Here is a 23,119-nt window from a genome sequence, read left to right as displayed (position 1 = left end):
GGCGCGAGTCCGGTGGCGGTCAGGTTGGGTCGCCGGTCCCCGGGCGCATCTCGAAGGCCATCAGGAACGCGCCGATCGGTTGGGTGCCCGGGGTGTGTGGTGGCGCGGAGTGCTCGTGCAGCTCGTACATCAGGACTGCCAAACGTTTGCGATACTCCGTCCACACCTCCGGGGTGACCCACAGCTCGGCGTCCGTGACGACCGAGGCCGACTCGGGCACGCGGGTGGTCAGCCGCTGGCGCAGGTTCTTGACGAAGGCCTCGGTGAGCAGCGGCGACGCGTCGGCCCGGTCGGAGAGCGGGCTGCCCTTGACGGTCCGGTAGAGGCGTTCCCGGCCGCCGCGGTTGGCGCGCACCTCGGCGAGCTCGACCAGGCCGGCGCGGTCGAGGGTGCGGAGATGCTGGCTGGCCAGGCCGTGCGAGATGCCCAGCTCCGTGGACAGGTTCGCCGCGGACAGCGGTCCGGCCCACATCAACGACAGCATCCGCAGCCGGGTCGGATGGCTGAGTGCACGCAGGACGGGATCCGTCATGCGCCCAGTATCCAACCCCCTAGTAAATGCTAGGGTGTCCTCGTGGATTTTCGCCGGTTGTGGTTGGCGGATGCCGTCAGCCAACTGGGGAACCGGATGACGTTCCTCGTCGCGCCGCTGGTCGCCGTCCTCTACCTGCACGCGTCGACGTTCCAGGTGGCGCTGGTCCGGACGTGTGACTCGCTGGGGTGGCTGCTGTTCGGGTTGCTGGCCGGTGCGTGGGTGGACCGCCTACGGTGCCGGCCGGTCATGCTGGTCACCGACTTCGGGCGGGCCGCGCTGATGCTGTCGGTGCCCGCGGCCGCGCTGTTCGGCGGGCTGACGCTCGCGCAGCTGTACGTGGTGATGCTCCTGGTCGGCGTGCTGTCGGTGTTCTTCGAGGTGGCGCACCACTCGTACCTGCCGCGGCTGCTGCCACCCGGGGAGCTGGTCGACGCGAACGCGAAGCTGGCGGCCAACGCGTCCGTGGCGGCACTCGCGGGTGCCAGTGCCGGCGGTTACCTGGTCCAGCTCCTGACGGCGCCGTTCGTGTTCGTGGTCGACGCGCTGTCGTTCGTGTGGTCGGGGCTGTGGGTGCGGGCCATCCGGCACCGCGAGCCGCCGGTCGAACGGGCGCCCGACCGGCATCTGGGCCGCGAGATCGGCGCCGGCGTGCGGTACGTGTGGCGGCAGCCGCTGCTGCGCCCGATCGCGCTGAGGACGGCGACGACCGTGCTGGGCCAGTCCATGGGGATCTCCGTGAGCACGGTGTTCCTGGTGCGTGAGGTCGGCCTCTCGGCTGGAATGATCGGGCTGCTCGGCACGATCGGGCTGCTCGGGGCGCTGCTGGCGTCGGGGGTGACGCGGCGGGTGGTCGCGCTTCTCGGGCAGGCGCGGGCGCTGATGGTCGGCGTGCTCCTGCTGGGGCCTGCGTTCGTGGTGCAGGCGTTCACCACGGCCGGGTGGGGGCTGGCGTGGTGGGTGGTCGGCACGTTCGTGGCGAGTTTCTGCATCATCCTGACGAACGTGGTGCAGGTGACGATCCGGCAGACCGTGTGCCCGGCGCCGCTGCAGGGTCGCGTCAGCGCGATCATGGACCTGACCGTGGGCGGCGTGATGCCGGTGGGCAGCCTGGTGGGCGGCGTGCTGGGGACGCTCATGGGTACGCGGACGACGCTGCTGGTGTCCGGGGCGGTCGCGTGCCTGTCCGTGATCTGGCTGCTGGCCTCGCCGTTGGCGCGTCGGAGCGAGATTGTCGGTGCGCGCGGCTAGCTTGGCCACCATGCAGAACGCCATGCTCGCCGGCGCGGACCTCATCGGGCTCGAGGAAGCGGCGGGCCCCACGTCGTACGCGCGGGGCCTGGCCTACGCACGCAAGGGCGCCGTGCTCTCGATGCGGTGGGACGAGTCGGCGTGCGCGGTACGTGGCCGCGTGAAGGGCTCCTACGACGAGGTCTACACGACCACGGCGTACTTCGCTTCGGGGTTCGGGCAGGCGCTCGGGTTCGCGGAGGGCGAGTGCGACTGCCCGGTGGCGATGGACTGCAAGCACGTCGTGGCGCTCGTGCTGACCGCGGCGGGGCTCGCCGGCCCCAAACCGCGGCGGCCCAAGCCGACGCCCGTGACCTGGCAGCAGTCGCTGGACGCGTTGCTCGCGCCGCCGCGGGTGAGCGGGGCGACGCCGCTGGCGATCGAGGTGTCGCTGGTGGACGGGCCGCGGGCCTACGCGAAGGTCGTGCGGCCGGGGCGTGCCGGGTGGATCGGCGGCGGGGTGAGCTGGACGCGGCTGGAGGGTGACTACGTCCCGGACCACGTGCGGTTGCTGACGGAGCTGCACGCGCTGTCCGGCTCTCCCGACGGGCTGGTCGTGGACCTGTCGTCGTTCGCGAGCGCGCGGCTGTGGCCGATGCTGGACGAGGCCGACGCGATGGGGCTGCGGGTGGTCCACGCCCGCAAGCGGCTCGGCGACCTGTCGCGGCACGACTCCGCTCGGCTGCTCCTCGACGCCACCAGCGACGGGGCGAACCTGGTGCTCGGGCCGGCGCTGCGGATCGACGGCGTGGCGGACCCGGTGGTGGTGTCGTTCGTCGGCGACCACGGTGTGGTGCACGTCGACCGCGCGGAGCTGACCGCCGACCCCCAGGCATGGCGGCTGGGGCTGGCCCGGCTGGCCGAGGCCGTGCCCGCGCAGCTGCGGCAGCTCACGCTGCGGGGCCACCGACTCGAGATTCCCCTTACGGAACAACGGAAGTTCGCGACCGAGTACTACCCGCGGCTGCGGCGGCTCGCGCCCGTGGTCTCCTCCGACGACTCGTTCACGCCGGTGGCGATCTCCCCACCCGTCCTGGTGCTGCATGCCGACTACGGCGACGGGCACCGGTTGGCGCTGCGGTGGGAGTGGCGGTACGAGGTCGACGGCAGACCCGCCTACGCGTCGTTGTCCGGTCAGGTCGCCGCGTACCGCGACCCGGCCGCCGAGCGGGCGCTGCTCGACGGGCTCGACGACGTGCCGCTCGAGCGCTTCGGGCTCCGGTCGGGCGAGACGCTGTGGCCCGGTGAGGTGCGCGGCATCGACACGATGCTGTTCACCACCGAGGTGTTGCCGCTGCTGCTGGACCGCCCCGGCGTGGACGTGTCGGTCGACGGCGAGACGGCCGACTACCGCGAGGTCGGCGACTCGCTGACGATCGGCGTGTCGACCTCGGCGGTGCCGGGCGACAACGACTGGTTCGACCTGGGGATCACGATCCGCGCCGAGGGGCGGGAGGTGCCGTTCCTCGACGTGTTCGTGGCGCTGGCCAGGGAGCAGTCGCACCTGCTGCTGCGGGACGGCGCGTACTTCTCTCTGGAGAAGCCGGAGCTGCAGGCGTTGCGGCGGCTGATCGACGAGGCGCGGTCGCTGCACGACTTCTCCGACGGGACGCTGAAGATCAGCCGGTACCAGGCCGGGTTGTGGGACGAGCTGGCCGCGCTCGGGGTGGTGGAGAAGCAGGCGGCGGCGTGGGACCAGCAGGTGAACGGGCTGCTGTCGCTGTCGTCGGTGGCGTCGTACGAGGTGCCCCCGCTCGAGGCCACGTTGCGTCCGTACCAGGTGGACGGTTTCCAGTGGCTGGCGTTCCTGTGGGAGCACCAGCTGGGCGGCATCCTGGCCGACGACATGGGGCTGGGGAAGACGCTGCAGTCGCTCGCGTTGATCCGCCACGCCGCGGCGGACCGGCCGTTCCTGATCGTGGCGCCGACGAGCGTGGTGTCCAACTGGGTCGCGGAGGCCGGGCGGTTCACGCCAGGTCTGCGGGTGGCGTCGATGGCCCGCCGCGGCGCGGAGCTGCCCGGCGACGTGGACGTCGTGGTGACGTCGTACACGTTGCTGCGCCTGGACGTCGAGGCGTACGCGGCGGCCTCGTGGGCCGGGCTGATCATGGACGAGGCGCAGTACACGAAGAACCACCAGTCGAAGGTGTACCAGTGCCTGCGGCGGGTGCCGGCGCCGGTGAAGCTGGCGATCACGGGCACGCCGATGGAGAACAACGTGATGGAGCTGTGGTCGCTGCTGTCGATCACCGCGCCCGGGTTGTTCCCGAGCCCGACCCGGTTCCGCGACTACTACGCACGCCCGATCGAGCGGGACGGCGACACCCAGCTGCTCGCGCAGTTGCGGCGGCGGGTGCGGCCGCTGATGAAGCGGCGCACGAAGGAGCAGGTGGCGGCGGACCTGCCGGCGAAGCTGGAGCAGGTGCTGGAGGTGGAGCTGCACCCGAAGCACCGGAAGCTGTACCAGACGGTGCTGCAGCGGGAGCGGCAGAAGGTGCTGGGGCTGCTGGAGGACATGGACCGGAACCGGTTCACGATCCTGCGGTCGCTGACGTCGCTGCGGCAGCTGAGCCTGCACGCCGGCCTGGTGGATCCCGAGCACGCCGAGATGCCGTCCGCCAAGATCGACGCCCTCGCCGAGCAGCTGGCCGACGTCGTCGCGGGAGGTCACCGGGCGCTGGTGTTCAGCCAGTTCACGAGCTTCCTCACGATGGTCCGGTCCCGGCTGGCGGCCGAGGGCATCGAGTACTGCTACCTGGACGGCCGGACCCGCGACCGGGCCGAGGTGATCGACCGCTTCAAGGGCGGCGGGGCGCCGGTGTTCCTGATCAGCCTGAAGGCGGGCGGCTTCGGCCTGAACCTGACGGAGGCGGACTACTGCTTCCTGCTGGACCCGTGGTGGAACCCGGCGACCGAGGCCCAGGCGGTGGACCGAACCCACCGAATCGGACAAACCCGCAACGTGATGGTCTACCGCCTCATCGCGAAGGACACGATCGAGGAGAAGGTGACGGCCCTCCAGCGGCGGAAGGCGGAACTGTTCACCAACGTCATGGACGACGGCGACACGTTCAGCCCCAGCCTGACCGCCGAGGACGTCAGGGGGCTGTTCGAGCCCGGCTGACGCCCGGGTCACAATGGAGGGCATGGCGGCAGTCGCGAAGGCACTGCGGATCGGGCCCTACCAGGTCGATCCGCCGGTCGTGCTCGCCCCGATGGCCGGGATCACGAACGTCGCGTTCCGGCGGCTGTGCCGGGAGTACGGCGCCGGGCTGTACGTGTGCGAGATGATCACCGCGCGGGCGCTCGTCATCCGGGATGCCAAGACCAGGCACATGATGACCTTCGACCCGAGCGAGCACCCCAGGTCGGTGCAGCTCTACGGCGTCGACCCGGCCACCATGCGGGAGGCCGTGAAGATCATCGTCGGCGAGGGCCTCGCGGACCACATCGACACGAACTGGGGCTGCCCGGTCGTCAAGGTCACCAGGAAGGGCGGCGGGGCCGCGCTGCCGTACAAGCGCAGGCTGTTCGCCAACATCATCCGCGCGACGGTCGAGGCCGCCGGCGACCTCCCGGTGACCGCGAAGTTCCGCATCGGCATCGACGACGAGCACCACACGTACCTGGACGCCGGGCGGATCGCGGAGGCCGAGGGTGCCGTCGGGGTGGCGCTGCACGCACGGACCGCGGCGCAGCGGTACTCCGGGCAGGCCGACTGGACCCACATCGCGCGGCTGAAGGAGGCCGTCACGACCATCCCCGTGCTGGGCAACGGCGACATCTTCACGGCGGCCGACGCGCTGGCGATGGTGGAGAAGACCGGCTGCGACGGCGTGGTCGTGGGCCGCGGCTGCCTGGGTCGCCCGTGGCTGTTCGGCGAGCTGCAGGCCGCGTTCCGCGGCGAGCCGGTCCCCGCCGGGCCGTCGCTGGGTGAGGTGGCACGGGTGCTCCGCAGGCACGCGGAGCTCCTCGTCGAGCACGACGGCGAGGAAAAGGGAATCCGTGACCTGCGCAAACACATGGCGTGGTACTTCATGGGCTTCCCGGTCGGCGCGGAGCTGCGGCGCAGGTTCTCGATGGTGTCGTCGCTGGCGGAGCTGGACTCGTACCTGCCCGAGCTCGACCACGAGGCCCCGTTCCCGCCGGCCGGCGAGGGCCCGCGGGGCAGGCAGGGCTCGTCGGGGAAGGTGACGCTGCCGTACGGGTGGCTGGACGACCCGGACGACCCGGCGGTGCCGGCGGGGGCCGACATGATGCACTCGGGCGGCTGATCACTTCCGGTCACTTCCGGCAGGTCGCGCCTCTCAACGGCTGGGGTTCGCTCTCGTAGACCTCGTCGCCGTCGGTGGCCTGGACGAGGAAGCAGTACTTGCGGCCCGGCTCGACGTCGACGGTCATGGCGTGGTTGCGCTGGGCGAGGACGACGTGGGTCGACTCCCCTTCAGCGGCGACGACGACGGCGAAGTCGAGCTCGCGGGTGGCCTTCCAGGTGAGCTCGACCCGGTCGATGAGATCGGTGGGCTCGCCGAGCTCGACGGTGACCTGGTCGGCCGTGCCGCCGGCCTGCGGCACCCTCGGGGTGCTGGAGATCTCGTCCGGGTCGCCGCGGAGGAGGAGCAGGGGGACGAGGGCGAGCAGGGCGAGGACGAGGGCCGCACCGGCGAGCAGGTCGTAGCGGATGAGGCGGCGTTGGGGCTGTTCGGGTGGGGTGAGCGGGCCGGCGAGGACCGTCGCCCGCCGGGCGTTGCCGAAGTCGTCCCCGAAGTCGTCCCCGAAGTCGTCGCCTAGGTCATCGTCGAGGCCGTCGCCGGGGTGGGAGAACTCGGTGGTGACGGGTGGGTCGGGCCTTCCCGGCACGGGGGTGGGCGGCGGGGCCAGGGGGAGGAGGGGCGCGGCGGGGTGCGGCGCTTCGGGAGCCTGCGTCGGTGCGGGGGCCGCATCGGCCGCAGGCGGGGGCGGCGGCGGCGCGACAGGTGGGACGGCAGGGCGTGCAGCCGGAACCGGCGAGTCCCACAACGGCGATACCGACGCCGGAGTAGTGGCGCCTTCCGCGTGCGATGACGCCGACGACGGTCCAGATGGCGGACCCGCAGGGCGTGCAGCCGGAACCGGCGAGTCCCACAACGGCGATACCGACGCCGCAGTAGTGGCGCCTTCCGCGTGCGGTGGCGCCGGTCCCGGTGGGCCGGCCGGCTCGCCGGGCGAGGCCGGTGGCGGCGCTGTCGGTCGCGGTGGGTGGGGTCGCGTCGCGGGTGCCTCGATCGGCGCTGGGGTGGAGGCCGGTGGCGGGGTGGCTGGTGGAGGTGCCGCCGGCGCGCCGGCGGCCGCGGGTGGTTGCGCTGGGTGGCCGCCGGTCGAGGGTGGCGGTGAGGCCCATGCCGAGCTGCCCGATGGGAGTGGGGCGAAGTCGTCGAAGTCCGGTCGGGGGTCGGGGTGGGATGGGTGGACGGGTGGGGACGGGTGGTCGAAGTCGTCCCAGGCTTCTGGCTGGGGTGGGGTCGGTGGGTTGGGGAGTAGGGCGGTCAGGTGGTCCGCGACCTGGCCGGCGTCCTGGGGGCGGTGGTCGGGAGTCGTGGCCAGCAGCCTCGCGACCAGAGTGGACAGTCCCACCGGGACGTCCTGGCGGTTGATCGCCGGGACTGGTTCGCCCAGGATTCTCAGGACGCGTTCGCCTGGTTGTTCGCCAAGGCGGCCCGGGTGGGGGGAGCGGCCGGTCAGTGCGAAATGCAGGACCGCGCCGAGACCGTAGAGGTCCGTTCTCTCGTTCAGCGTGCCGGTCCGCAGGGTTTCCGGGGGAAGGTACTCGACCGCGTGCAACGGGTCCCGTGTGAACGCCTGCCGCAGCGTCACGCCGAAGTCGGCCACCACCGGCTCGTTGTTCGCCCGGAACAGGACGTTGTGCGGGGACACGCCGCCGTGCACGACCCCCACACCGTGTGCCGCCGCCAGTGCCACCGCCACTGCCCGGCCCAGGATCGCCGCGTCCGGGGCCGACAGCGGGCCCACCCGCTCCACCAACGCCGCCAGCGACTGTGTGCACAGCTCCATCCGCAGCGCCGACTCGCCCGACGGCATCTCCTCCACGCCGTCCACCATCAGGATCGACGAGACCCGCCGGACGGTCGACAGTCTGGCCTGTTCCTTCGTGAACGCCGACACCGTTCGCTTGTCGAAGCGTCTCGGGAACACCTTCACGGCCACGGGCACGCCTGCTCGACGGCCCGAGTACACCGTCGCCACCGGGCCGTCATCCATCCTGGTCAGGTCGTTCATCGTGCCGTGTCCAGGTAACCGCAGCTGTTCGCCAGCAGCGGCCTCAGGTCCGCCAGCAATGCCGGGGCCAGGTCGGCCGGGGCCTCGCCGGCCACCTTCGCGCGGATTTCGCAGGTGTGCCACAGCGTCGGCGCCAGCGCCGACCACTGCCACAGCTCGTAGGCACTCGCCCCGAGCCTCGCCGGTTCCGTGTCCGGTAGGCCCACCAGGTACGTGTCCGGGTTCTCCGTCGTGTTGCCTATCCCCACCGACAGCGGCTCCAGGCGGTATGACCTCGTGAAGGCGACCGGGTCGTCGGCCGTGGTCAGCAGGCCCACCGACAGGAGGCGTGCCGCGGCCGACTCCGCGTCAGGCAGTGACGCCTTCGCCGCCAGGGCGAGCACATCCTCCAGTGACCACTGTGGACTGTCCTGGTGGGACAGCACCCACACGCCGAACTCGTCCGCCGTCATCGTCTGGTGTGCCAGGCCCAACCGCACGTAGTGCAGGCCCTCCGGGTGCCGTTCGCCCATGTAGTGGCCGACGGGGAACACGGTCATCGCAGGCCCGCCATCCGCACGTCGAAACACGCGACCTTCGCCGCCAGCAGCTGCGGCACCGTCTCCAGCGCCCCGGCCAGCACCTGCGCGGGGTCCGTCTGCTCCGGGCTCGTCACCTCCGCCTGTGCCGCCACCGCCGCGGCCTCTCGGCACGCCGACCACAGGTCCGGGGACAGGTGCGCCCACTGCCACAGGTCGTACAGCGGCCCGGTCATCGCCACCATCGGTTGGTACAGCACGCCCGCCGAGAACAGCCACGGCTCCTCCGCCGTGTTCCCCAGGCCCAGTGCCAGCGGGATCAGCCGGTGGTTGGACGCGAACTCCACGGGGTCGGCCAACGGCGCCAGCAGGCGGCGGGACGCCAGCCACGCATCCGGTGCCGCGGCCAGCCACGCCTCGTACTGGGCCTCGGTCAACTCCTCGAGCTCGGCGCCCACCCGGACCTGGCGGACGGAACCGCCCACGCCGTCGTGGAAGACGCCGAGGTCGTGGCCGATCGGGACCAGGTCCACGCGCCGCACCTCCTGGCATGTCCGCTAGCTGCCGAGCCCGTTCCCCGGATCTGCCTGTCCGGTCATCGTAGGTGGGACCGCGAAAAGACATGGGACCGTCGGCAGGAAGCTGCAAACGACATGAACACCACTGGTCTCGTCCGGGTGACCGTCGCCGCGCCCGCGCGCCGGATCGACCTGGCGTTGCCCGAGCGTGCGCCCCTCGCCGAGCTTCTCCCCGGACTGCTCAAGCATGCCGGTGAGGACCTCGCGGACGCGGGCGCCCACAGCGGCGGCTGGGTGCTCCGCCGCGCGGACGGCGCCGCCCTCGACTCCGCGCGCACCCTCGCCGCCCAGCGGGTCCGGGACGGCGAGGTACTGCACCTCACCCACGCGCACACCGACTGGCCCGAGCTCGAGTACGACGACCTCGTCGACGCCATCGCCACCGGGTCCGCCCGCACCGGCGGCACCTGGGGCCCCCGACACACCCGTGCCACCGGCCTCACCATCGGCGCGCTGGCGGTCGTGTTCGCGCTCGCCGCCGTCGCCCGCTCGGGGCCGGGTTGGACGGGGCCCGCCTGGTGGTCGATCGGCGTCGCCACCGCGCTCCTCGCGGCCGCGCTCCTGCTCGCTCGGGCCGCCGGGGACAGCGGTGCGGCGGTCATGGCGGCGGCCGTCGCGCTGCCGTTCGCGTTCGCGGGTGGTGGGCTCGTGTTCGCGGGGAACCGGGACCTGTCCGAGCTCGGCGCGCCCCACCTTCTCGGCGCGGGGGCCGCGTTGCTGCTCGCCGCCATGGTGGCCCTGCTCGGCGTGGTGGACCGGGCCGCCGTTTTCGTCCTCGCCGCCACGGTCGGGGTGTTCGCGCTGGTCGGCGGCTGGCTCACCACGTTCGACTCGCTCGAGGGGTACGAGGCCGCCGCGCTGGTCGCCGGGGTCGGGCTCGCCTTCGCCCCCGTGCTCGCGCCGCTGTCGATCCGCCTGTCGCGGGTGCCGATGCCGGTGCTGCCGAAGTCCTCCGCCGACCTCCTCCGCGACGACCCGCAGCCGCCGCGCCGCGCCGTCTACGCCTCGGTGCTCCGCGCGGACAGCCTGCTCACCGGCATGGTCGGCGGGCTCGGCGTGGTCGTCGTGCCCTGCCAGGTCCTGCTGATCACCAGCGGCAGCGAGGCCGGGCTGATCCTCGTCATGATCCTGACCGTCGGGTTCCTGCTGCGGGCCCGGCTCCACCCGATCGTGCGGCAACGCGTGCCGCTCCTCGTGGCCGGGCTGTCCGGGGCCGCGTGCCTCGCGCTCGGCCCCCTCATGTCCGACCGGAACGACCTGCTCGCCATGGCCGGACCGGTGCTGCTGCTCGCCGGCGTCGCAGCCGCCCTGCTCGGCGTCCTGCACAGCACCCGCGAGGCAAGTCCCTACCTCGGCCGGTACGCGGAGATCCTCGAGGTGCTGCTGGTGCTCGCGATCGTGCCGGTGACCTGCTCGGTCCTCGGGCTGTACGGCTACGTGCGCGGGCTGGGCGGCTGACATGGCCGCCAAGAGAGACCAGCTCCACGCCTACCAGTTCCTGGTCCAGCGGGTCGTCTCCGCGCTGGTCACCAGGGAGACCGACCCCGAGCAGCCGCCGTTCCGCAGGCCGGTCCACGCCGCGTTCGGCGGCATCGCGGTCGCGGTCGTCGCGCTGGCCGCGGTCGGGGTGTACGGGATGCTCAACCCGGGCGGCAACCAGACCTGGGCGGACGGCAGGAAGGTGGTCGTCGAGAAGGAGACCGGCACCCGGTTCGTCTACCTGGACGGCCGCCTGCACCCGGTCGAGAACTACACGTCCGCCCTGCTGGCCCTGGACGACCATGCCGACACGGTGAGCGTGTCGAGGGACTCGCTGGCCGGGGTCCCCCGCGGCCCCCGCATCGGCATCCCCGACGCGCCGGACGCGCTGCCGGCCGCCGACGGTCTGCTCGCGGACCCCTGGACGCTCTGCTCGCAGCCGGCGCCCGACCTGACCGGGACGGTCGTACCCACGTCCGTGCTGATGGTCGGGCAGCTCGCGCGCGGCGGGCGCACGCTCGGCAACGAGGCCGTGCTCGTGGACGTGCCGGAGACCGGTGAGCGGTACCTGGTCCTGCGTGGCTACCGGCACCTGATCAGCAGGCCGGACCAGCTGGCCGTCGGGCTCGCGCTGCATGCGACCCCCGCGGTGCGGGTCAGCCCCGCGGTCGTCGAGTCGATCCCGGCGGGACGGCCGATCGCGCCGATTCCCGTGGCACAGATGGGACAGCCCGCGCAGGTGGTCGCGCCGGACGTCCGCGCCGGGCAGCTGTTCGCGGTGACGACGACGCGCGGTGTGCAGTTCTACCTGGCCGAGGTGGGGCAGCTGCGGCCGATCACCGAGCTGCAGTACGACATCCAGCGCGCGTACCGGGAGACGGCGAAGGCGTACCCGAACCAGGAGCCGAAGGCGCTGCCGATGGGGTTGATCGAGGCCAGCGGGGCACCGCAGCCGTCGGTCGCGCCGCCGAAACCGGGTGACCCGCCCTCGTTCCGGCCGGCGTTCGTGGAGGTCGACGACGGGGCACCGCTGTGCCTGACGTTCGCGCCGGGCGACGACGTGCCGCTCGTGACGCTGGCGCCCGCGTCGGCGCCGGTCGACCCGATGTCCGCGACGCCGAAGCGGACCGACAGGGGCGTCGTGCTCGCCGACCAGGTGCTCGTGCCGGCGGGGCGGGCGGCGGTCATCGAGGCGGTGCCGTCGGCCGACGCGCCGCGCGGGACGTTCCTCGTGGTGACCGACCAGGGCATCGCGTACCCGCTCGCATCGGCGGACGTCCTGAAGGTGCTGGGCTACGACGGCGTCAGGCCGGTGCGGATGCCGGCGGGGCTGGTGGCCCGGATCCCGCTGGGCTCGGGCCTGAGCCACGAGGCCGCCCTGCGGCGCTGAACGCCGTGCGGGTGCCCTCCGTCTCGAAGGGCACCCGCACGGCTCGTGTCAGTGCAGGCGGCGGACCGGGGGCGCGACGAGCTGCTCGTCGGCGGCCGGCTTCTGCTCCACCTGCCACAGGTCCTCGTCGATGAGCTGAACCGTGGTCGGCACGTCGGACTCCTGCGCCTGCCGGCGGCCCCGGCCGACGAACGCGTTCATGTCGGCCATGCCCGCCTTGCCGCTGAGCATGACCGGCAGTCCCGGCGTGACGACCTCCTTGCGCCGGTTGTGGTTGTTGCGGCCCGGGCGGGACACCGCACCGGAGCCGGGGGCGCCGCCGCCGGCACCCGTGCCGCCCATGCCCATCGGCGACATCGGCATGCCACCCATGCCGCCACCGGACCCGGAGCCGCCCGCGGTGGTCGCCGCACCGGCCGTCGTCGGCGCGGTGGGGGCCACGCCGCCCGGGCCGGTCGACGCCGGGGCCTGGTACGGGGTCGCGGCCGCCGGGATCTGGCCCGTGCCGCCACCGGCCGCGCCGATACCGCCACCTCCGGTGCCCGCCGAGCCGAGCCCGGGAATGCCGCCGCCACCACCGAGGCTCAGGCCCGGCACCCTGGCCCCGGCGAAGGGGCCACCACCGCCCCCGCGGCCGGGGATGCTCGTGATGGGGGTGGGCAGGGCACCCACGCCGGTACCGCCGCCACCTCCACCGATGCCGCCGCCCGGGCGTGCGCCGATGCCGCCCAGACCGCCGTTGAGGGACGGGATCGGCGACGCACCGCCGCCGGTGCCCAGGCCACCCGCACCGGTACCGGCGCCACCGCCGGCGCCGACCGGGCTCGTGACGCTCGGCGTCGGGGCAGTGCCGAGACCACCGCTCAGCGTGGGGTCCGGACCGCCGCCGGCCGCCGCGTCCGCGCCGGCCGGGAGATCCGCGCCACCGCCGTCGACGCCGAGCGGGCTGGTGAGGGACGGGTCGGGTCGGGTGAGGGCGTCCTGGCCGTCGGTACCCGTCGTCGGGGAGGCGAGGGGATCCGTCACCTCCCCGGGCGGGGGACCGCCGCCGGGCGACGCACTGACCGCCCCCGCCGGGGCACCGCCGCCCCCGCCGCCGCGGACCGACGGGCTCGGGCCACCGGACTCCGGGTCGCCGTCGATGCCCCGGTACTTCGGGCCAGAGCCTGCCTTCGTCACCGCGCCCCCGGCCTGCTCGTACAGGGCGGCGATCTGGTCCATCAGCCGGCCGCTCGGCTCCCGGTACGGGGCCTCCAGCTGGTCGGCCGAGTAGCCGAGGTTGATCGCCACGCCACCCTGGGTCGCCATGTACTGCTGGAACCGCGTCTGGTTCGTCTGCGCCAGGGAGAGCGCCTGCGGGACGAGCGCGTTGATCTGGTCGAGCATCGTGGCGGGGTTGGCGGACGAGATGTTCTGCGTCCACGTCCGGATCACGCTCTGGGTGTCACGGGCCTTCGCCACGAAGGTGTCGCCGCCGGGGTCCGTCCACGCAGTCTCGAGCTTGTCGGTCTCCCGACCGAGCTCCGCTTCGGCGTCGTCGAGATCGACGACCGCGTGTTTCCACATCTGGCTCTTGGCCTCGCGGAGGTTCTGGTTCTTGTCCTCCTGCTCCAGCATCGAGATCTGCTGGGCGAGCGGCATCGCGGTGTAGTTGGGCATCTAGTCCCCCGCGACGAACTGTTGGGTGAGCGTGCCGAAGTGCCGAATGCCGTCGGCGGCCAGCTCGTCCGTCTGCAGGTAGTCGCGCCCGTGAGTTTCCGCGCTGCTGGAGTACGAGTTGAACCCGATGGCCGTGGACTGCACGAAGGTCGCCAGCCGCCTGGACGCGGACTCGTCCTTCACGGCGTAGGCCTGGCCTTCCGGCATACCCGACGTGAGCTTCGCCGTGCCGTCGAACTTGTACAGTTCGACGCCGGGTCCGCGCAGGATGAACGTGCCCATCGCACCTGGTTCACCGGCGATCTCGTCCGGCACGCCGGACAGCTCGGGGTCCGTCTCGTCTGCCATCGGTTCCTCCTTGGTGGTCGACTTCATTCGGTCGGTGGCAGCCACGCGAGCTGCACCAGTTGCGGCTCGCCGCGACGGGTGACGAGCTTCGCCCGCCCGGGCGGCAGCTCCTCGGCCTTCTGCCCGCCGAGCAGCTGGCCCTCCGCCTTGTCGCCGGACATCAGCAGGCCGATCGCGCCGACGTCCCGCATGCGGGTGAGGAACTGTTCGAACAGGGCCCTTCCCGCGCCGCCCGACCGGCGCGTGACGACCACGTGCAGGCCGATGTCCCGGCCCTGCGCCAGGAACTCCGTGAGCGGCGCGAGCGGGTTAGACCCGGGCGTCGCGACCAGGTCGTAGTCGTCGACCAGGACGAACAGCTCCGGGCCGGTCCACCAGTCGCGATTGCGCAACTGCTCCGGTGTCACGTCCGGACCGGGCAGCCGGCCACGCACGCCCTGCGCGACGGCGTCGACCAGCCTGCTCGTCGCCGCGGGGTCGGTGCCGTAGCCGAGGAGGTAGTCCCGCGGGATCTCGCCGAGCAGGCTCCTGCGGTGGTCGACCAGCAGGATCCTGGCCTGGTCCGGGGTGTAGGTGTCGACGATCCTGCTGGCCAGCGCGCGGACGAAGGTCGTCTTGCCGGACTCGGCGTCGCCAAGTGCCAGCACGTGCGCGTCCGCGCCCAGGTTGAGCCGCACAGGACGCAGGTCCGTCTCGGCGATGCCGACGGACAGCTGGTGCGTCGCGGGGTCGTCGGGCGGCAGCGCGACGTAGGGCAGGAAGGGGGGCAGCATCCGGACCGCGGGCGCCGGTTCGCCCTGCCACGCGCCGCGGATCGCCGCGACGAGGCCGGCGACGCCGACGGCGAGGTCGTCGACGCGGCCGTCGATGCGTGGCAGCGCGGTCAGGATCTGGTGCTTGGTGGGGCCAAGGCCGCGGCCGGGTGCGTTCTCCGGCACCCGCAGCGCGCCCGTCCGGTCGATCATCGTGTCGATCGGGTCGCCCAGGCGCAGCTCGACCCGGCTGCCGAGCAGGTCCCGCACCTGCGGGCGCAGGTCGAACCAGCGGGCGACGGCCACGAGCAGGTGCACGCCGTACGCGAGGCCGCGCTGGGCGATGCTCGTGATGATCTCCTCCTGGTCCTCGAACTCCTTGCGCAGCGTCAGCCAGCCGTCGACGACCAGGAACACGTCGCCGTGCGGGTCGTCGACCCGGCCCGCGGCCCGCAGCGCCCGGTAGGTGGGCATGCCGTCGACGTCCAGCTCGGCGAAGCGGCGCTCCCGGTCGGCGAGGATCGTGGCCACCTCGGCGACCGTCCGCCGCACCGCGCCGGTGTTCTGCCGGCCGGCCACGCCGCCGACGTGCGGCAGGTCGCGCAGCGCGGCGAGTGAGCCACCGCCGAAGTCGAGGCAGTAGAACTGGATCTCGCGTGGCGTGTTGGTGAGCGCGAGGCTGGTGATCATCGACCGCAGCGCGGTGCTCTTGCCGGACTGCGGGCCGCCGCACACGACGCCGTGCCCGGCCGGGCCGGACAGGTCGAGCACGAGCGGGTCGCGGCGCTGGTCGAGCGGGCGGTCGACGACACCGAACACCGCGTGCAGGGCGCCGTTGTGCTCGGCCGGGCGCAGTCCCCGTGCGCTGTCCACGGTCAGCTCGCCGAGGACCTGGTCCAGGCTCGGCGGCACGTCCAGCGGCGGCAGCCACACCTGGTGCGCGGGTACGCCACGGCCCGCGATCCGGTCGACGAGGATGTCCAGCAGGCTCTCGCCGACCGCGTCGTCGTCCACGGTGTCCTTCGTGGACTCCGCAGTCTCCCCCTCGACCGCCGGCGCGACGTAGGTGGTCGAGTAGACGTTGAGCCCCAACGGTTCCGGTCCTGTGGGCGGGGCGCCGTGCGGCTGGTCCGCGCGGTGCACGCCGGACACGTACGCGGACCGGAACCGCGCCATCGGCTCGTCGCCGTAGCGCAGGAAGCCGTGGCCGGGGGCGCGGGGCAGGGAGAACGCGTCGGACACGCCCAGGACCGTGCGGGAGTCCATGTCGGAGAACGTGCGCAGGCCGACCCGGTACGAGAGGTGCGTGTCCAGGCCACGCAGCCTGCCTTCCTCGAGTCGTTGCGACGCGAGGAGAAGGTGCACGCCGAGCGACCGGCCGACGCGTCCTATCTGGACGAAGTTGTCGATGAAGTCCGGGCGGGCGGAGAGCAGCTCGGAGAACTCGTCGACGACCACGAACAGGGTCGGCACCTCGGGCAGCGGGGCGCCGGCCGCGCGTGCCTTCTCGTAGTCACGCAGGGAGGCGAAGTTGCCGGCCGCCCTCAGCAGCTCCTGGCGGCGGATCAGCTCGCCGTTGATGGCGTCGGCCATGCGGTCGACCAGCGGCAGCTCGTCGACCAGGTTGGTGATCACGGCGCTGGTGTGCGGGAGCCGGTCCAGGCGGGTGAACGTGGCGCCGCCCTTGAAGTCGATGAGCGCGAAGTTCAGCGAGCTCGGTGGGTGGGTGATGGCGAGCGCGAGGACGAGCGTGCGCAGCAGCTCCGACTTGCCGGAGCCGGTGGCCCCGATGAGCAGGCCGTGCGGGCCCATGCCGTCCTGCGCGGACTCCTTGAGGTCCAGCTCGATCGGGCTGCCGTCCGGGCGGATGCCGAACCGCACCCGCAGGCGGTCGCGGTTCGGGCGCGGCACCCACGTCTCCTGCGGGTCGAACGCGTACGGGTCGCCGAGGTCGAGCAGCTCCTCCAGGCCCAGTTCGGAGCTGAGCGGCTGCTCGCCGCGCGCGCCCTCGGTGAGGCGGAGCGGGGCGAGCTGGCGGGCCAGTGCCTCCGCGTTGGTCACGGACAGCGAGTCGGCGCGGCCGAGGTCGATCTCGCCGTCCGCGGTGGCGCTGGTGAGGGTGCCGTCGCTCGCCACGCGCAGCACGACCGCGGACCGGTCGGGGGCCCGTGGCGGCGGGGAGGTGAGGTCGACGACCGTGGCGCCCTCGACGCCGTTGCCGGCCGTGAGGTGGTCGGAGCCGGCGGTCTCGCCGCCGTCGAGCACGACCACGAGGTGCGGGCCGGCGACCCTGGTCGTGCCGTCCTCCGGGTCGAACCGCGGGCGCGCGCCGAGCAGGTCCTCCAGGACCGCCTCCAGCATGGTGATCGTGGGGGCCACCAGGCGGACCGGGCCGAGTGCGTCGGCGCGTTCGGGGTGCAGTGCGTGCGGGAGCCACTTGAGCCATTCCCACCCGCCGCGCCGTTCCGGGCTCACGCACACGGCGATGCGCAGGTCGTCCGGGGACTGGAGGGTCGCGAGCTGGCAGATCATGGCGCGCACCAGACCGTCCACGCGGTCGCCGCCGCGGAGGTAGACGCGGCTGAAACCGTTGACCGCCATGGCGAGCGGGAGGTCCGGCACGGACGAGTACGCGGTGATGAACCGGCGCAGGGCCAGTGCCGACAGGGGTTCCAGCTGCTCCATCGGTTTGGTGTCGGGCGCGATCAGCTCCGTGGCGAGGGTCTGCGCGCCGAGTCCGATGCGGGCGACGCCGAAGTCCGCGTCGCCGCGGCGGCGTTCCCACAGGCGGAAGCTGGCGGCGACCGACCACAGCGACGCCGGGTCGGGATGCAGGTACCAGAGGGCCTCGCGCTGCCGGCGTGCCGTGCGGCCGACCCGCACCCGGTGCTGGGCAAGGGAACGCAGGTACATCCTGCGCGCGTAGCCCATCTCCTTCTTGCTGGGCCCGCCGCCCTGGAGGAACGCTGCGCCGACCATCACGAGCATCGCGAGGCCGAACATGCCGAACACGACGAAGCGGATCGCTGTGAACGTGCCGCTCCCGCCGAAACCCGCGCTGAACAACAGGATCATCGCGCCCATCATGAGCACCATCGGCAGGACCATGAGCACCTGCTGCCACTGCCGGCCCGACGGCGGCGGGATCTCCGGCGGCGCGTCGAGCACCAGCTCACCCGCCGGCATCGGCGGCGCCGGCCGGCGCAACGGGCGGCGCACGATCACGGTCCCCAAGGCCGACCTCCGTTCCTCGGCCCCGATCCTGACCCGCCGTCCGGCCGTGTGTGGCCGCCGTGGCAGGAACGTGCCGGTCCCCCTCGCGCGGGTGGCGGGCGACCTAGCGTCGGGGCATGTCGCCGCGGACGCGGCGCTCGCACAGGTGCGTCTTGTGAGGGAGTGAAGCCATGGCCCTGGACAACATCCACGTCGAACAGTCAGCGATGACCACGGCGGTCAGCCGGTCGTCCGACGTCCACACCGCGATCATGGACTACGAGAAGCAGATGTCCGGGATCGCCGACATGGTCAAGTCGGTGTGGGGCGGCCGCGCGAAGGTCGCGTTCGACCAGAAGCACCAGGAGATCCGCGGGTACCTCGGGACCAACGCCCAGGACGCGGACAGCATCTCCCAGGGCACCAGCCAGGCGCTGAACATCAGCGTCGGCGCCGACGACGACGCCTACTCGATCATCAACGCCATCAACGGCCACTGAGGAGCGTGAGGACGTGAACCTTGACGACGCCGTTTCAGTCAAGTTCGAACACCTGCAGGACCTGAAGGAAGCCATCCAGAACGCCCAGAACAGCCTGTCGCAGAACCGCGGCGACTGGATGTCCTTCACCACCGGGACGATGAACCTCGGCTGGGCGGACGACGCCGGCGAGGCCAACCAGTTCCGCAACGCCGACTTCGACACCTACGGCCAGAAGAACGAGGAGTTCCTCGCCAACCTCATGCGCGCGGTGGACCAGGCGGAGCAGGAGCTGCGCGGCGCGGTGCAACGCGCCCGCTCCGCCATCGCCGGCTGACCGCCATGCCCTGAGGGGCACCCCGGCCCGGGGTGCCCCTCAGGGCTTTCTGCCGGCCGGGAGCAGGAAGACCTGGTCCGGGGTCTCGGTCCGGTCCGGGGTGTCGGGGAGCGGGTCGCGGCGGGTGGCGGCCCAGCGGCGGCGCCGGGCCCTCGGCAGTGCCGCGGCGAGGATCGCGGTGACCACGATGGCCACGACGACCAGTCCGGCGCACACCTTCGCGCCGGCGCCCATGTCCGACCACCACGTGGCCTCGCGGATCTTCTCCTGGTCCGGTGGCCGCGGTGACACGTCGGGCACCAGGAGCGGCCGGCGGCCGGACAGGTCCTCGGTCACCGCGCGGTACGGGTCGACGATGCCGGCGCCGTACTCGCGGCTGCTCCGGCCGCCGGGGGCGGGGTCCGCGGTCGCCATGAGCCGCTCGGCGACCTGCTCGGCGGTGAGCTCCGGGTGGGCGGACCGGACGAGCGCGGCAACCCCGGACACGAACGGCGCGGCGAAGCTCGTGCCGGCCCAGTAGTGGTGTCCCGCGACCCGCGACGCGCCGACCACGTCCTGACCCGGCGCCACCAGGTCCACATAGGACCCGACCTGCGAGTCCCGTGCGCGAACGCCGTCGATGCCGATGGAGCCCACGCCGAGCACCCCGTCGTAGGCGGCCGGGTACGACGGCACCGCACCCTGGTCGGCGCGGTTGCCGACCGCCGCGACCAGCAGCGCGTCCCTGGCCCGGGCGTAGGCGACGGCGTCGCGGATGTCCGGGAAGTCGCCGTACCCGGACAGGGAAAGGTTGATCACCTTGGCGCCACTGTCGGCCGCGTAGCGGATGCCCTCGGCGACGATGCCCGGGTTGATCGGAGTGGCGGTGCCGCCGTCGGTCAGCTCCCGGTCGGTGACCCGCACGGGCAGGATGGCGGCGTCCGGCGCCACACCGCGAAAGCCGATCCCGGCCGCGGGTGACGCGGCGATGATCGACGCGGCCGCGGTGCCGTGCGACACGCAGTCGAAGTCGCCCGGCAGGTCGCCGACGAGGAAGAAGTCCGCGCCGGGCAACACCTTCCCCCGCAGCTGCGGGTGGTCGGCGTCCACTCCGGAGTCGACGACCGCGACCGTGACGCCCACCCCGGTGCTGTGCGGCCAGGTGCGGTCGAGGTCGAGCAGCCGCTGCGCCCACGGCAGCTGGGTGATGACGTCCCGCCCCGGCTCCGGGTCGCCGCGGCAGGCGCCCGCGGGCGGCGCGGCGGCCGACGCCGTGGCCGGCAGCCCGAGCGCGCACGCGGCCGCCAGCGCCACGGCGAAAGCCCCTCTCATGACCGGTGATCCTCCGGCCGGCGGACGGACGCGACGCGGCCGTGGCCGGAACCGGTCACCGCCGCGGCCGGGCGATGCGCCGCGGTCATCCTGAGGTCCGGTACACGTGGGGAGGTCACGAAAGTGGAGAGATCGGCCACCGAGCTGACCGGGCGGCTCGCCGAGTACGCCCGCCTCGCCGACCAGGTGAAGGCGATCCGGGACGGCGTCGACGAGATCCGCGGCACCGGCTACTCCGGCGACGGCCTGGTCACCGCCGTCGCCGGCGGTCGTGGCGAGCTGCTGGAGCTGGACCTCGACCCGCGCGTCTACCGCGAGCCCAACGCCACCGAGCTGGCCGCGAAGATCGTCGCGGCCGTGCGCGAGGCCGCCGCCGAAGCCGAACGGGAGGCGACGAGGCTCGCCGCGAAGCTCCTTCCGCCGGAGCGGCACGAGGACATCGACCCGAGGTTCGACCCGGCCCTGCACCTGCTGGGCGAGATCTCGGCGATGGAGGGCCGGCAATGACCGACCCGGACGGCGAGCACTGGACCGCCATCGACCTGAACGGCACCGGCGTCAGCATGTACCCGGCGCCGACGTCGAAGAACATGGGCGACGTCGCCAACACCAACACCGACGCGCAGAACGGTTGGGGGACGGCGAAGGGCCAGATCGGGTCGCTGGAGGGCAAGCTCGGCCAGGGCCCGATGGGCGGCCCGTTCAGGGAGCAGTACAACCCGGCGGCGACCCAGCTCACCGGCGCCATCGACGCGATGACGGCGAGCCTCGGCAAGATCGCGCAGGCGGGCAGCGAGGCCGTGCCGATGTACGTCCAGGCGGACCTGGTGGCCGGCCAGCACTTCGAGTTCTGACGCCATGGCCGTACCGGAGCCCTCCGACAACGTCGGTCTCTGGGAGTCCGTCAAGCGGTACACCTTCGACCAGGTCTGGCCCCCCGACGACGAGGCCGACGCGTGGGCGCTGGCCCGGCAGTGGCAGGCCGTCGCCAAGCTGATGGACGACACCGCCACCGAGCTCGAGGCGCAGGCCAAGGTGTCGGAGACAGTGTGGGTGGACGACGCGGGCGCCCAGTTCGCCTACGCGCTGCGGAGCCTGCCGAAGAACTTCCGGCTGATCGCGCGGAGCATGAGCTCGCTGGCGGACGGCATCGACGACTACGGCGACTCACTCCGCGAGGCGCGGATCAACATCGTCATGGAGCTGGTCGCCAACATCGTCATCTTCGCCGCCCTGGCCTGGATGCCCGGCGGCGGATTCCTGGCCCAGGGCCTGGCACGCATCGTGGCCGGCCGCCTGACGTCGATGATCACCAGCCTGGCCGGCAGAGCGTTGTCCGGTGGGCTGCCCAGGGCCCTGGAGCTGGTCGCCCACACCGGCGTCGAGATGGGCAAGGAGGCCATCGACGAGGCCCTGATCAACGCCGCGACCCAGCTGACCAGCATGGCGATGGGGACCCGGGACAGCTTCGACTTCGCTCAGCTGGGCCAGAACACCCTCGCCGGCGCGTTGGGCGGGCCGCTGGGCGAGGTGGTCGGCAAGGCGGCCGCGCCCCTGTCCCGCGCCACCGGCGCCGGGTTGGACCAGATCCTGCCGTCACGCCTGGCCAGGAACCTCAACGCCGGCCTCACCTCGGCCGCGAACAACGCCGTGACGTCACCGACGGCCGGCTACCTCGCGCAGAACATCGACAACCCGTCGGCGTGGGTCGACCCCGATGGGTACGCGGAGTCGTTCAAGCAGAACGCCATCTCGTCGGCCCTGGTCGGAGCGCCGAGGTCGATGGTGGTGGACGGGGTGCAGCAGTGGCACCCGCACGGCCAGCAGACGGTCGACGACCTTGTGAACCGCTTCGCGGGGAACGCCGCGGGGGCCGCGCCGCCGGACACGTCCGGTCTCCGTGGGGGTGATCCGGCTGGGGGTGCTGGGAGTTCCGCGGGTGAAGGGGGAGGTGATGGCGGTCAAGGCGGTCAGGCTGGTGGCAATGCGGGGAGTGCGCAGGCGGGCGGCGGCCAGGCGGGGGGTGCGCAGGCGGGTGGAGAAGCCGGTGGCGCACAGGGAGGTGGTGCCCAGAGCGGAGGGCAGGCCGGAGGTGCGCAGGCAGATGGCGCGCAGACCGGCGGCGCACAAGCGGCGCAAGGTGGCGGCGCACAGGGGAATGGCGCCCAAAGTGGAGGGCAAGCCAGTGGCGCGCAGGCGGGGCAGGCCGGCGGCGGAGAGGCCAGCGGTGCGCAAACAGATGCGCAGACCGGAGAGCAGGCCGGCGGCGGTCAGGCGGGGCAAGCCAGCGGCGCACAAGCGGGGCAAGCCGGCGGCGGTCAGGCGGGTGGCGCGCAGGCCGGAGGGCATGCCACCGGCGCGCAGGGAACTGGTGGCGCGGAAGTAGATGGCACCCAGGCTGGTGGGGAGCAAGCGGCCGGTGCCCAGGCGAGTGGCAGTCACGCAGCCAGTGGAACCGGCGCAGCCCAAACCGGCACGGGCGCCGACGGCCAAACTGGCGGTGCCTCGACAGGCAGCGAAGTCGGCACACACTCCAATGTCGAGCAGACTGGCAGCCAGGGCAGTCAACCGAGCGGGGCAGAGGCAACCGGCCAGCCCGGCCACGCGCCTGTCGGCGAGGCGAGTGGCACCCACTCGGGCGCGTCACAGTCGCAGAACGTCGCGACCACCGGCGATCCGGGACAGTCCACGTCAGGCGTGGGCCAGGCCACGGCTCCGATGGGTTCGGCGCCGACGCACGCGGCAGGCGCCGCCCCCACCCATACGACGTCATCGAGCAACGCCGGCGCCCAGGCGGCCGGCACCACCGCCAATCAATCCGGCACCAACTCGCAACCCAACGCCGGCCAGTCCGGCAACACCGCCGGCAAGCCCGCTCAATCCGGCACCACCCAGCAGCCCAGCTCGCCCCAAACCGGCAACACCGCCAACTAAGGCAACCAACCTTCCGGCCCCGC

General features: G+C 72.8%; 18 protein-coding genes. 10 read left to right on the top strand and 8 right to left on the bottom strand.

What is annotated here, in order from left to right; all coding sequences use genetic code 11:
• Positions 1-19 precede the first annotated feature (19 nt).
• Complete coding sequence (locus VET29_RS01660; RefSeq protein ID WP_324913597.1) at positions 20-532, bottom strand: metalloregulator ArsR/SmtB family transcription factor; 513 nt, start codon at positions 530-532, stop codon at positions 20-22.
• 42 nt (positions 533-574) lie between these two features.
• Here VET29_RS01660 and VET29_RS01655 point away from each other — a divergent pair, with 42 nt between their 5' ends.
• The 3 genes from VET29_RS01655 to dusB are packed head-to-tail and all read left to right on the top strand — an operon-like array spanning position 575 to position 6,096.
• Positions 575-1,783 carry an MFS transporter gene (locus VET29_RS01655; protein WP_324913595.1) on the top strand — a complete coding sequence of 403 codons (1,209 nt, stop codon included), beginning with the start codon at positions 575-577 and terminating at the stop codon, positions 1,781-1,783.
• A 10-nt stretch (positions 1,784-1,793) separates the two neighbouring features.
• Positions 1,794-4,946 (top strand): SNF2-related protein, encoded by a 3,153-nt coding sequence (locus tag VET29_RS01650; RefSeq protein WP_324913593.1) that lies wholly within the window; start codon positions 1,794-1,796, stop codon positions 4,944-4,946.
• A 13-nt stretch (positions 4,947-4,959) separates the two neighbouring features.
• Positions 4,960-6,096: a tRNA dihydrouridine synthase DusB gene (gene dusB, locus VET29_RS01645; protein ID WP_324913591.1), complete on the top strand. Its 1,137-nt coding sequence runs from the start codon at positions 4,960-4,962 to the stop codon at positions 6,094-6,096.
• Positions 6,097-6,106: 10 nt separating this feature from the next.
• On the opposite strand, the gene VET29_RS01640 is transcribed toward dusB, so the two are convergent.
• From VET29_RS01640 to VET29_RS01630, 3 genes are read right to left on the bottom strand one after another with little or no spacing between them, the layout of a single operon-like run.
• On the bottom strand, positions 6,107-8,098 hold the full coding sequence (locus tag VET29_RS01640; RefSeq protein ID WP_324913589.1) for a serine/threonine protein kinase: 1,992 nt from the start codon (positions 8,096-8,098) through the stop codon (positions 6,107-6,109).
• Positions 8,095-8,637, bottom strand: a complete 543-nt coding sequence (locus VET29_RS01635) for a hypothetical protein (RefSeq protein ID WP_324913587.1) — start codon at positions 8,635-8,637, stop codon at positions 8,095-8,097. Before VET29_RS01635 ends, VET29_RS01640 begins: the two co-directional genes overlap by 4 nt.
• Complete coding sequence (locus tag VET29_RS01630) at positions 8,634-9,149, bottom strand: hypothetical protein (protein WP_324913584.1); 516 nt, start codon at positions 9,147-9,149, stop codon at positions 8,634-8,636. Before VET29_RS01630 ends, VET29_RS01635 begins: the two co-directional genes overlap by 4 nt.
• Before the next feature lie 120 nt (positions 9,150-9,269).
• On the opposite strand from VET29_RS01630, the gene eccD reads away from it, so the two are divergent.
• Positions 9,270-10,652, top strand: coding sequence for a type VII secretion integral membrane protein EccD (eccD, locus tag VET29_RS01625; RefSeq protein WP_324913582.1), 1,383 nt, complete (start codon positions 9,270-9,272; stop codon positions 10,650-10,652).
• Position 10,653: 1 nt separating this feature from the next.
• A complete protein-coding gene (gene eccB / locus VET29_RS01620; protein WP_324913581.1) occupies positions 10,654-12,063 on the top strand; it encodes a type VII secretion protein EccB in 1,410 nt (469 codons plus the stop codon).
• Between the two features lie 48 nt (positions 12,064-12,111).
• Here the strand turns inward: eccB and VET29_RS01615 are convergent, their stop codons facing one another.
• The 3 genes from VET29_RS01615 to eccCa are packed head-to-tail and all read right to left on the bottom strand — an operon-like array spanning position 12,112 to position 18,056.
• Positions 12,112-13,722: a hypothetical protein gene (locus VET29_RS01615; RefSeq protein WP_324913579.1), complete on the bottom strand. Its 1,611-nt coding sequence runs from the start codon at positions 13,720-13,722 to the stop codon at positions 12,112-12,114.
• A complete protein-coding gene (locus VET29_RS01610; protein WP_324913577.1) occupies positions 13,723-14,070 on the bottom strand; it encodes a hypothetical protein in 348 nt (115 codons plus the stop codon).
• 23 nt (positions 14,071-14,093) lie between these two features.
• Positions 14,094-18,056, bottom strand: coding sequence for a type VII secretion protein EccCa (gene eccCa, locus VET29_RS01605; RefSeq protein ID WP_324913575.1), 3,963 nt, complete (start codon positions 18,054-18,056; stop codon positions 14,094-14,096).
• A 170-nt stretch (positions 18,057-18,226) separates the two neighbouring features.
• On the opposite strand from eccCa, the gene VET29_RS01600 reads away from it, so the two are divergent.
• Together VET29_RS01600 and VET29_RS01595 are read left to right on the top strand one after the other, a co-directional pair.
• Positions 18,227-18,535: a WXG100 family type VII secretion target gene (locus VET29_RS01600; protein ID WP_324913573.1), complete on the top strand. Its 309-nt coding sequence runs from the start codon at positions 18,227-18,229 to the stop codon at positions 18,533-18,535.
• A 13-nt stretch (positions 18,536-18,548) separates the two neighbouring features.
• The gene (locus VET29_RS01595) at positions 18,549-18,851 is read left to right on the top strand and encodes a hypothetical protein (protein WP_324913571.1); all 303 of its coding nucleotides are present in this window, start codon (positions 18,549-18,551) and stop codon (positions 18,849-18,851) included.
• Positions 18,852-18,890: 39 nt separating this feature from the next.
• Here VET29_RS01595 and mycP read toward each other — a convergent pair whose 3' ends face one another.
• Entirely contained in the window at positions 18,891-20,162 is a 1,272-nt protein-coding gene (gene mycP / locus VET29_RS01590; protein ID WP_324913569.1) for a type VII secretion-associated serine protease mycosin, read from the bottom strand.
• A 123-nt stretch (positions 20,163-20,285) separates the two neighbouring features.
• On the opposite strand from mycP, the gene VET29_RS01585 reads away from it, so the two are divergent.
• Genes VET29_RS01585 through VET29_RS01575 form a run of 3 tightly spaced genes read left to right on the top strand, consistent with a single transcriptional unit; the run spans position 20,286 to position 23,096 of the window.
• Positions 20,286-20,669, top strand: coding sequence for a YbaB/EbfC family nucleoid-associated protein (locus VET29_RS01585; RefSeq protein WP_324913567.1), 384 nt, complete (start codon positions 20,286-20,288; stop codon positions 20,667-20,669).
• Positions 20,666-21,016 carry a hypothetical protein gene (locus VET29_RS01580; RefSeq protein WP_324913565.1) on the top strand — a complete coding sequence of 117 codons (351 nt, stop codon included), beginning with the start codon at positions 20,666-20,668 and terminating at the stop codon, positions 21,014-21,016. The genes VET29_RS01585 and VET29_RS01580 overlap by 4 nt, the downstream gene beginning before the upstream one ends.
• Before the next feature lie 4 nt (positions 21,017-21,020).
• Positions 21,021-23,096 (top strand): hypothetical protein, encoded by a 2,076-nt coding sequence (locus VET29_RS01575; protein ID WP_324913563.1) that lies wholly within the window; start codon positions 21,021-21,023, stop codon positions 23,094-23,096.
• Positions 23,097-23,119: the final 23 nt, after the last annotated feature.

This window comes from Actinophytocola sp., from assembly GCF_035634895.1.
Classification (GTDB): Bacteria; Actinomycetota; Actinomycetes; order Mycobacteriales; family Pseudonocardiaceae; genus Actinophytocola.
The sequence above is the reverse complement of the archived record's forward strand: the minus strand, read 5'-3'. Positions and strand labels throughout refer to the sequence as shown.

Bases quoted from the DNA above. Each gene is read 5' to 3' on its own strand.
- eccD (WP_324913582.1), top strand. From the start codon at position 9,270: ATGAACACCACTGGTCTCGTCCGGGTGACCGTCGCCGCGCCCGCGCGC.
- eccB (WP_324913581.1), top strand. From the start codon at position 10,654: ATGGCCGCCAAGAGAGACCAGCTCCACGCCTACCAGTTCCTGGTCCAG.
- VET29_RS01635 (WP_324913587.1), bottom strand. From the start codon at position 8,637: ATGACCGTGTTCCCCGTCGGCCACTACATGGGCGAACGGCACCCGGAG.
- VET29_RS01640 (WP_324913589.1), bottom strand. From the start codon at position 8,098: ATGAACGACCTGACCAGGATGGATGACGGCCCGGTGGCGACGGTGTAC.
- VET29_RS01600 (WP_324913573.1), top strand. From the start codon at position 18,227: ATGGCCCTGGACAACATCCACGTCGAACAGTCAGCGATGACCACGGCG.
- VET29_RS01580 (WP_324913565.1), top strand. From the start codon at position 20,666: ATGACCGACCCGGACGGCGAGCACTGGACCGCCATCGACCTGAACGGC.
- VET29_RS01575 (WP_324913563.1), top strand. From the start codon at position 21,021: ATGGCCGTACCGGAGCCCTCCGACAACGTCGGTCTCTGGGAGTCCGTC.
- VET29_RS01610 (WP_324913577.1), bottom strand. From the start codon at position 14,070: ATGGCAGACGAGACGGACCCCGAGCTGTCCGGCGTGCCGGACGAGATC.
- mycP (WP_324913569.1), bottom strand. From the start codon at position 20,162: ATGAGAGGGGCTTTCGCCGTGGCGCTGGCGGCCGCGTGCGCGCTCGGG.
- VET29_RS01650 (WP_324913593.1), top strand. From the start codon at position 1,794: ATGCAGAACGCCATGCTCGCCGGCGCGGACCTCATCGGGCTCGAGGAA.
- VET29_RS01615 (WP_324913579.1), bottom strand. From the start codon at position 13,722: ATGCCCAACTACACCGCGATGCCGCTCGCCCAGCAGATCTCGATGCTG.
- dusB (WP_324913591.1), top strand. From the start codon at position 4,960: ATGGAGGGCATGGCGGCAGTCGCGAAGGCACTGCGGATCGGGCCCTAC.
- VET29_RS01660 (WP_324913597.1), bottom strand. From the start codon at position 532: ATGACGGATCCCGTCCTGCGTGCACTCAGCCATCCGACCCGGCTGCGG.